The sequence below is a fragment of the Actinoallomurus acaciae genome (genome assembly GCF_042429965.1).
Lineage (GTDB): Bacteria > Actinomycetota > Actinomycetes > Streptosporangiales > Streptosporangiaceae > Actinoallomurus > Actinoallomurus acaciae.
The window spans coordinates 1-8,440 of record NZ_JBHLZP010000363.1 but is presented as its reverse complement, the minus strand read 5'-3'; the positions used below and the strand labels follow the sequence as shown (position 1 = coordinate 8,440).

Annotated in this window: 10 protein-coding genes and 1 pseudogene; 8 read left to right on the top strand and 3 right to left on the bottom strand. The window is 70.7% G+C overall.

What is annotated here, in order from left to right; genetic code table 11:
• Positions 1-400: pseudogene (locus tag ACFFNX_RS34545) on the bottom strand (hypothetical protein); the annotation flags it as partial.
• Between the two features lie 139 nt (positions 401-539).
• On the opposite strand from ACFFNX_RS34545, the gene ACFFNX_RS34540 reads away from it, so the two are divergent.
• The 6 genes from ACFFNX_RS34540 to ACFFNX_RS34515 all read left to right on the top strand — a co-directional run bounded on the left by ACFFNX_RS34540 (position 540) and on the right by ACFFNX_RS34515 (position 4,758).
• Entirely contained in the window at positions 540-692 is a 153-nt protein-coding gene (locus tag ACFFNX_RS34540) for a hypothetical protein (RefSeq protein WP_378210115.1), read from the top strand.
• Positions 692-1,279, top strand: coding sequence for a hypothetical protein (locus tag ACFFNX_RS34535; protein WP_378210114.1), 588 nt, complete (start codon positions 692-694; stop codon positions 1,277-1,279). Before ACFFNX_RS34540 ends, ACFFNX_RS34535 begins: the two co-directional genes overlap by 1 nt.
• The gene (locus ACFFNX_RS34530; RefSeq protein ID WP_378210113.1) at positions 1,276-1,929 is read left to right on the top strand and encodes a hypothetical protein; all 654 of its coding nucleotides are present in this window, start codon (positions 1,276-1,278) and stop codon (positions 1,927-1,929) included. Before ACFFNX_RS34535 ends, ACFFNX_RS34530 begins: the two co-directional genes overlap by 4 nt.
• A gap of 141 nt (positions 1,930-2,070) precedes the next feature.
• A complete protein-coding gene (locus ACFFNX_RS34525; protein WP_378210112.1) occupies positions 2,071-2,796 on the top strand; it encodes a GIDE domain-containing protein in 726 nt (241 codons plus the stop codon).
• A 122-nt stretch (positions 2,797-2,918) separates the two neighbouring features.
• Positions 2,919-3,434, top strand: coding sequence for an EF-hand domain-containing protein (locus ACFFNX_RS34520; protein ID WP_378210111.1), 516 nt, complete (start codon positions 2,919-2,921; stop codon positions 3,432-3,434).
• Positions 3,435-3,870: 436 nt separating this feature from the next.
• Entirely contained in the window at positions 3,871-4,758 is an 888-nt protein-coding gene (locus ACFFNX_RS34515; protein ID WP_378210110.1) for a class I SAM-dependent methyltransferase, read from the top strand.
• A 192-nt stretch (positions 4,759-4,950) separates the two neighbouring features.
• Here ACFFNX_RS34515 and ACFFNX_RS34510 read toward each other — a convergent pair whose 3' ends face one another.
• Together ACFFNX_RS34510 and ACFFNX_RS34505 are read right to left on the bottom strand one after the other, a co-directional pair.
• Entirely contained in the window at positions 4,951-6,126 is a 1,176-nt protein-coding gene (locus ACFFNX_RS34510; protein ID WP_378210109.1) for a M20 family metallopeptidase, read from the bottom strand.
• Between the two features lie 80 nt (positions 6,127-6,206).
• Positions 6,207-7,238: a LacI family DNA-binding transcriptional regulator gene (locus ACFFNX_RS34505; protein WP_378210108.1), complete on the bottom strand. Its 1,032-nt coding sequence runs from the start codon at positions 7,236-7,238 to the stop codon at positions 6,207-6,209.
• Positions 7,239-7,378: 140 nt separating this feature from the next.
• Here ACFFNX_RS34505 and ACFFNX_RS34500 point away from each other — a divergent pair, with 140 nt between their 5' ends.
• Together ACFFNX_RS34500 and ACFFNX_RS34495 are read left to right on the top strand one after the other, a co-directional pair.
• The gene (locus ACFFNX_RS34500; RefSeq protein ID WP_378210107.1) at positions 7,379-8,266 is read left to right on the top strand and encodes a BtpA/SgcQ family protein; all 888 of its coding nucleotides are present in this window, start codon (positions 7,379-7,381) and stop codon (positions 8,264-8,266) included.
• On the top strand, positions 8,263-8,440 hold a 178-nt coding region (locus ACFFNX_RS34495), incomplete at its 3' end, for a PfkB family carbohydrate kinase (RefSeq protein ID WP_378210116.1). The genes ACFFNX_RS34500 and ACFFNX_RS34495, both read left to right, overlap by 4 nt.

The window sequence follows — 8,440 nt, the reverse complement described above, 5'->3', positions numbered from 1 at the left end:
CGTCGACGCGCGCCCAGCCGCCGCGCCCGCCGGTGGCGAGCGCCACCACGCCGGTGCCGACGGAGACGACGACCCCCGGACGGTCGCCGATGGCGGCGAGGTACGCGGTCACGGAGTCGTCGGCGAGCACGACGCGCCGCGCTCCGAACGCCGACCACTCCTCCAGCAGCGCCCGGGGACGACCGCGCGTCCCCTGGAGGCCGCTGAGCCCGGCGGCGACCTGGTCCACGGGCGACCCGTGCCGGCGGAGCGCGTCGGTGACGACGCGAGCCAGGTGACGCTCCGGATCCTCCGTGGCACGTACGCCGGCGACCGCGTCGTCGATGTGGCCGCCCGAGCCCTGCGTGATCCGCACTCGCGTACCTGTCTGGCCGGCGTCGACCAGCAGGTAGATCTGCATCGGAGCTTCCTCTCGATGACTGTGACGCATGCTGTCGACCGAACGGCCAACGGCGACTTAGCCTACATCAGGTCCAGACCTGCGGGACATAGGTAATACCTGGCTCTCCCTGCTTCGGGCTGCTCGGCGAGGAGAACACATGCACAGGACAACGCTCTTCCGGCGCGTCGTGACCAGCGCGATGGCCAAGGTCGTCAGCGCCTACGACAACGGCCAGGGCGGGACGGACAAGATCCACGTGGCGATGACGCTGCTCAGCCGCAGCGACACCTTCGCCGAGGAGGCGCCCTGATGGGGACCCGGTCCAGCGACTTCGACGTGTACTTCACCTCGAGCTACCTCGTCGCCCAGCACGCGCCGTACCTGCAGCCGCTCGATGTCAGCAACAACTTCCTGTACCACCGCACGGATCTCGTCGGCAGGCTGGCGAGCGACCCGTCGTGGAAGAGCGCGTACGAGAAGATCAGCAGCCAGGTCGTCGGCCGGCGCCTCGAGCCGAAGAAGCCGGGCGACAAGCACCGCACCCACGTGCACGCACTGGCCGTCGCGATCAACAAGTTCGGCAAGAACCAGACCGCGGCCGAGAAGCGGCTGGCCTACCTCGCCACACCGGCGGCGATGACGACGTACGCCAAGGCGGGCGGAATCCCCGCTCAGCCCGCCGTGCCGTCGAGCCTCACCGGCACGAACCCGATCTTCAAGTACGTCGCCCGCGACCTGACCACCGACGGCTTCTCCGAGCCTTCGCTGCCCAGGACGTTCGACATCGAGACGGCGCTCGCCCAGGATCTGTCGGGCGCCTGGACGGGGCAGCAGAGCATCGACGCGGCGCTGAAGGAGGCCGACTCCGATCTGGCCGAGCTCGCGGAGACCAAGTGATCGCGCGACGCGACGCGAGGGTGGCGCGCTGGGTCCTCGGCGCGCCGCTGCTCGCCTTCCTCGCGCTGCTCGTCGTCTATCCGATCCTCTCCGGCGTCCGTACGGCGCTCCAGCACCGCACCCTGCTCGACCCCGTCGCCACCTGGGCCGGATTCGGCACCGTGCTGGAGGACGCCGGTTTCTGGCACGCCGTCTGGTTCACGCTGCGGTTCACCGTGGTCGTCACCGTCGCCGAGGTGGTGCTCGGGTTCGCCCTGGCCCTGCTCTGCGACAAGCACTTCCCGGGGAAGAAGGGCCTGCTCAGCGCGCTCATCATGCCGATCATGATCGCCCCCGCCCTGATGGGCGTGATGTTCCGGCTGCTGCACAAGGTCGGCATCGACGTCACGCTGTTCGGCAACGGCCCGGTCGTGCCGCTGCTGGTGATCCTCGACATCGCGCAGTGGACGCCGTTCGCCTTCCCGCTGTTCTACGCGGGCCTGCAGACGGTGCCGCGCGAACTGTACGACGCGGCCGTGACCAGTACGGGCATCCGCTGGGGCGACATCTCCGCCGCCACCTTCCTGTCCTTACTGCCACCGCTGTGCTTCGCCGTCTTCGCGCAGCGCCACCTGGTCAGCGGACTGTCGGCCGGTGCCGTCAAGGGGTAGTTCCGGCGATTGATCGCCGCCATGGAGATCGGATGCGGTTGGCCGTAAGCGAAAGGTCGGGGCGAAACGCAATAATCCCAGGACCGTCGCCGAACGGCGGCCGAGACAGGTCCCGGCAGGCAAGCGCGTCCGGAGGATGTAGTGATCGCCCCCCTCATCGTTTTCGTCATCGGCCTCGGCGTCCTCGCCTGGGGGTTCTTTCAGCAGCGCAAGCGCGACGCGATGGACGCGACGCCGACGCTCACCTGCGCCGAGATCGCCGCCGGCGCGCAGCCCGTCACCTGCGAGGTCAAGGGCGCGGCGGCGCCCGGACCACACGGAATGGTCCGAGCGCCCTTCTCCGGCCGGGACTGCGTGTGGTACCGCGCGAAGGTCACGGTCCGCTACGAACACCACGAGTACCGCGACGGCCGGCGGCACACGACCACGCGGGAGGAGACCGTGCACGATGACACCTGCCCGGTTCCGTTCGGCGTCCAGGACGGGACGGGCCAGATCCTCGTGCTGCACGAGCGCGCCTCGCTCGACGGCGCCCCGCAGTCGGTCCAGCGCTTCGAGCCCGCCGGGCAGAACGTCAACCTGTTCGGGCTGAATCTCCGCGTCAACTTCAGCAACGTCAAGGGCCACCGCTACCAGGAGTGGCTCGTCGCGCCGGGACAGCCGATGTACGTGCTGGGCGCGGCGGGAGTGGAGAACCGGCAGCTCACCATGCGCAAGGCGGACGGCTCGCCGTTCATCATCTCGACGAGGAGCGAGGAAGAGCTGTCCCGGCGGCTCCGCCTGCACATGTACGTCGGCTACATCGGCGGCGGCGCCGTCATGGCGGGCGGCCTGATCTGGCTGGCGATAAGAACATTCCACGGGTGAGTCGCGGGTGAGCGGCGGGTGGAAACCCCGGTGGCCTGTTGTGGGCAGACGTCTTGTTTGATCACCTTATGTAGTTAAACTGTCACCGTCCGCATCACACACTCCTGCCGGAGGTTCCCCTGATGGACGCACGTCTGGACCGGATCAAGGCCGCTTTCGATGCCCTCGACACGGACTCCAACGGTTACCTGGAGTCCGGCGACTTCGACCGGCTCGGGCACAGGATCGTCCACGCCCTGGACGTGGCGGAGAGCTCACCCAAGGCCCAGGCGATGCACGCGGGCTGCCGGCGCTACTGGGAGGGCCTGGTCGGCACCCTCGACCGCGATGGTGACGGAAAGGTGAGCTGGGAGGAGTACGCCCAGGTCCACGAGCCCGCCGCGTACGGGGACAACGTCCGCCCCTACGCGGACGCGCTCACCGCGATCTGCGACCGTGACGACGACGGCTTCGTCCAGCACGCCGACTTCGTACGCGGCATGCGAGCCGTGGGCTTCCCGGAGGACAACGTCGAGGCACTCTTCAAGGCGTTCGACCCACAGGGCACCGGCCAGGTCCCCGCGAACGAGTGGCGGACCGCCATCGAGGAGTACTTCCTCGCCAACGGTAGCCACGCCGTCGGCGACACCTTGGTCTGACGCACCCCTCGCAGGCCGATCCCGGGCCGGTGTCCCGTACGGGACATCGGCCCGGCGGGCGCGCCTGTCCTACCTGATCGCCGCCTCACGGCGCGAGCGTGCCGACCGTGCGGCGAGCCCCTGAGACGAGGCCCATGGTCGGCGACGCCTTGGTCTGACGCACGCTTCGTAGGCCGATTCCCGTACGGGCGTCGGCTCGGCGGGTGCGCCTGGCTTGCCTGATCGCCGTCTTACGGCGTGAGTGTGCCGTCCGTGCGGCGGGCCCCTGAGAGGAGAGTTCATGGCCGACGACGCCTTGGTCTGACGCACGCCTTGTAGGCCGGTTTCGGGTCGGTGTCCCGTACGGCGTCGGCCCGGTGCGTGCGCCCGTTCTGTCTGACCACCGCCTCACGGCGCGAGCGTGCCGTCCGTGCGGTGAACCCCGAGAGGAGAGCCCATGGCCGGCGACACCGGCGTGGAAGAAGGCGTCGGACTGACCGCCCTCATGGTCGCCGCCGCGCGAGCGATCGAGACGCACCGCCCCGACGCCCTGGCGCGAGACGTCCACGCCGAGCACTTCGTACGTGCGTGCCCGGCGTCCGCGGGCTGGCCGGTGCGTCCCCAGCAGGTTCCGGACGGCGACGCCGACCCGCTGTGGGGCCGGCTCGGACGCTACTTCGGTCTGCGCACGAGGGTCCTCGACGACTTCATCGCGGAGCGGGTGCGCGCGGGCACCCGGCAGGTCGTGCTCCTCGGGGCCGGCCTGGACACGCGGGCGTACCGGCTCGACTGGCCGCCCGGCTGCACGGTCTTCGAACTCGACCAGGAGAACGTCCTCGCCTTCAAGGGCCGCGTTCTCGGCGGGCTGCGCGCCACCCCGAAGACCGAGCGCATCGCGATCGGAGCCGACCTGCGCCTCGAATGGGCCGCCGCGCTGACCGGCGCGGGCTTCGACCCGGCCGCACCGACCGCCTGGCTCGCCGAGGGACTGCTGCTCTACCTCCCCCACGCCGCCGAACGTGCCCTCATCGAGGCGGTGGACAAGCTGAGCGCGGCGGGAAGCGCTCTGGCCTACGAGATCAAGCTCAGCCCGGAGTCGGCGGCCGTCCGCGAGAGCCCGATGTACGCGGTGGCCAGACGCACCGGCATCGACCTCCTCGCCATGTTCGACATGGAACCACGCCCCGACTCCGCCGGCGACCTGACCGCCCGGGGCTGGCGAACATCGATCCATACGGCATTCGACTTCACTTCCCACTACGGACGCGGCCCGGCCCCCCAACCCGGACACCCCGACGCCCTGGCCGCCAACCGATGGGTGTTCGCGACCAGACCCCAACGATGACCCGGCTCGCACCCAGAGCAAGACCGGCTCGCCGCGAACACCCGACCTGACCTGCCGTCGTTCGCCACCCCGACGGTGACCTGGCCGGTGATCGCGATCCGTGGCGGATTTCTGTGCGGGGTCCGTGGTGGCCTGGCCGCTCGGGGCAGCAGGGGGCTACGTATCCGGCCCTACATCCGAACCCGCCACGTCCTATGTCTGACCCGTCGCGTTCTGAGTGCGGTTGCGTTCCGCGTCCGGGATGGATCGGGCGTTCTGTGTGCGGAGCAGGTGGTGGTGGGTGGTGGTGGACGCGGCGATGGCGGCGACCGGGCAGGTCTCGTCGGTGACGTGGGCCTGTTCCGGGTCGCCGGGGCCGTACACGATGACCGCGGGCGTGCCGAGTTTGGCGGCGAGTACGGAGGCGTCGGTGAAGTAGGTCGCGTACTCCGGCGGGTGCGCCGAGGAGCCGGGTGCGAGGAGTTCCATGATCTCGGCCACGTCCGCCGGGTCGGTGGCGATGCCCGGCAGGTCGACCAGGCGTTCGAGGTCGACGTCCTCGCCGCACAGGCGGGTGATCTCGGTGATCGCGTCGTCGGAGTCGAAGCCGGGGATGGTGCGGATGTCCAGGCGCATCTCGGCGTGGTCGGGTACGAGGTTGGGCTGCGTGCCCGCGTGGAAGGTGCCGACGTTCACGGTCGCGGGTCCGTACGTCGGGTTCGTGGGCCAGTCTCGGTGTTCGTGGATCCGCGACGCGGCGCGGGCGAGTGGCGCGATCGCGTTGCGGCCCAGTTCCGGGCGGGAGCCGTGTGCGGAGATGCCGTGGGCGGTCACCTTGAGCCAGAGCGTGCCCTTGTGCCCGAGGACCGGACGGTTGCCCGTTGGCTCGGCGACCATCAGCAGGTCGGTGGGGGTCAGGGCCGCCTCGTCGATCAGGGCGGCGCCGTCGCAGCCGGTCTCCTCGCCGAAGGTGAACACCAGCTGTACCGCCGTGTCGCCGGGGTGCTCCCGCGCGGCGCGTACGGCCGCCTCGACCTGGCAGGCGACGCCCGCCTTCATGTCGCTGCCGCCCCGGCCGAGGAGGCGTCCGTCGCGGATCTCGCCGCTCATCGGGTCGAACGACCAGCCCGACTCCTCGGCGGGCACGGTGTCCAGGTGACCGGTGAACGTGATCGGCGTCCGCGGTGCCTCGGGGCCGAAGCGTGCGATGACGTTGGCGCGGCCCGGCAGCGGTTCGTCGACGCGGACGTCGAAGCCCGCGTCGTCGAGTACGTCCGCGACCAGGTCCGCGGCCGGACGTTCGCCGCCGCCCCTGGTGTCGATGCGCACCAGCCGCTGTGCGAGCGCGAGTGCGCGGTCCGGGCCGGTCGCCCCGGCTGATCCGTCCATCTCCGGCCTCCTGATCGGTGCTGGGCCGTCGTCACGGCGGCTGCCTTGTCACGGCGGCTGCCTTGTCACGGCCTGCCTCGTCATGGCTGCGGCGCCGCTCCGGCCCTGGTGCTGTCGCGTACGACCAGTGTCGGCACGAGTGCGATGTGGGCGGACGGGCCCCGGTCGGTGCCCTCGGTCCGGCTCGCCGCGGCCAGCAGCCGTACCGCCTCCTCGGCGATGCGGTCGCGGGGCTGGTCCACCGTGGTCAGCGCGGGCTCGCCGAGCCGCGAGAACTCGATGTTGTCGTACCCGGTCACCTGGACCCGGCCGGGTACCGCGACGCCGTGCGCGCGGCAGGCGCGCGTGACGCCGAGGGCGATCAGGTCGTCGGCGCACACGATGGCGTCCGGGAGGTCTCCGGCGTCGGCGAGGCGCGCCGCGGCGGCCTCGCCCCAGTCGACGCTGTAGTCGCCGAGGAGCACCTGGTCGGGGTCGACGCTCATGCCCAGTTCCTCGGCGCGGCGCCGGAACCCGGCGAACCGCTGCTCGGTCGAGGAGTTGGTCAGCAGGGATCCGACGAAGGCCGCCGAACGCGCTCCGCCCTCGTGGAGGTGGTCCATGACCAGGCGCATCGCGGCGATGTCGTCCACGCCCACCCAGTCGGTGTTCGTGCCGCCGACGAACCGGTCGAGCTGGACGAGCGGCAGCCGGTCCGCCGTCTCCTGCACCGCGGGGCCGCTCTCGGTGCCGTGGCTCGGGCTGACGATGATGCCATCGACGTTGCGCGCGGCGAGCGAGGCCAGCCGCCGTGCCTCGATCGCCGGGTCGGAGCGGGCGTCGGACAGGAACAGCTCCTTGCCCTCGCGTTCGAGCACGTGCTCGACGCTCTCCACCAGCGAGGTGAAGAACGGGTTGGAGATGCTCGGCACGACCATCCCCACGGTGTCGGTCCGGCTGTTGCGCAGTGCCCGCGCGATGGTGTTGACCTGGTAGCCCAGCTCCTCGGCCGCGCGCCGGACCCTGCGCTCCACCGCGGCCGACACCGGGCCCCTGCCGGAGAGCACCCGCGACACCGTGGCCGTGGAGACGCCGGCGCGCTCGGAGACCTGGGCGATCGTGACGCGCTGCAATCGTTTACCTTTCCGAATCGCCCGTAACAAGAGCGTTACCCGTCATCTACGACGGACATGAGTCTAGACCCTTGACGGCCTGCGAATACATCCCTACGGTTCAAACCCAACCCACTGCAATCGATTACACAGGAGGCGACATGGTGAGGGTGGCCGGGAGTGAGCGGAAGCTGGGCGTGTTCCCTCCCAAGCCGAACGCGATCGAGGAGTTGTTCGGCACTCCGAAGGTCGTCATCGGTGTGATCCACCTGCCTCCGCTGCCCGGCAGCCCGGAGTACGAGGGCACCCCGCTCGACGAGATCTCCGCCTTCGCGATCGAGGAGGCGCGGGCGTACCTGGAGGGCGGCTGCCACGGGCTCATCGTGGAGAACCACTGGGACATCCCGTTCCTCAAGCCGGGGGAGCACGGCTATGAGACCGCGGCGGCGATGGCCGTGGTGACCGACCGGGTACGGCACGCGACGCTGGAGAACACCGGTACCCGGCTGGGCGTCAGCGTCCTGTCCAACGCCGCCGAGTGCTCGATCGCCTCCGCCTGGTCCGGCGGCGCGGGCTTCATCCGGGTCAACCAGTGGGCCAACGCCTATGTCGCCAACGAGGGCATCATCGAGGGCCAGTCGGCGCACGCCGCCCGCTATCGCAGTCGGATCGGCGCGGGCCCGGTCAAGGTCTTCGCCGACGTGCACGTCAAGCACGGCTCCCACGCGATCGTCGCCGACCGTACGCTGGCCGAGCAGACCGAGGACGCGGAGTTCTTCGGCGCCGACGTGCTGATCGCCACCGGGTCGCGGACCGGCGACGCCGCCGCGCTGGACGAGGTCGGGGGCATCGCCGCGCACACCACACTTCCGGTCGTGATCGGCTCCGGCATCACCGCCGGCAACATCGGCGGGCTGCTGCCGGCCTGCGACGGCGTCATCGTGGCGTCCTCGGTGAAGGGCAACGGCCGCTGGTGGGGACGCGTCGACACGGCCAAGGTCCATGAGCTGACCGCCGCGGCGGCCAAGGCGGGCGTGGTCCTTCCGTGATCGTCTTTTGTGGCTACGCCAACACCGACCTGACCGTACGCGTCCCGGTCCTGCCGGGGCCCGGCGCCCGCGTGCAGGCCACCGGCGTCCGGTACGGCGAGGGCGGGATGGCGGCCAACGCGTCGGTGGCGGCGGCCCGGATGGGCGCCGACGCGCGGTTCGCGGGCGTGGTCG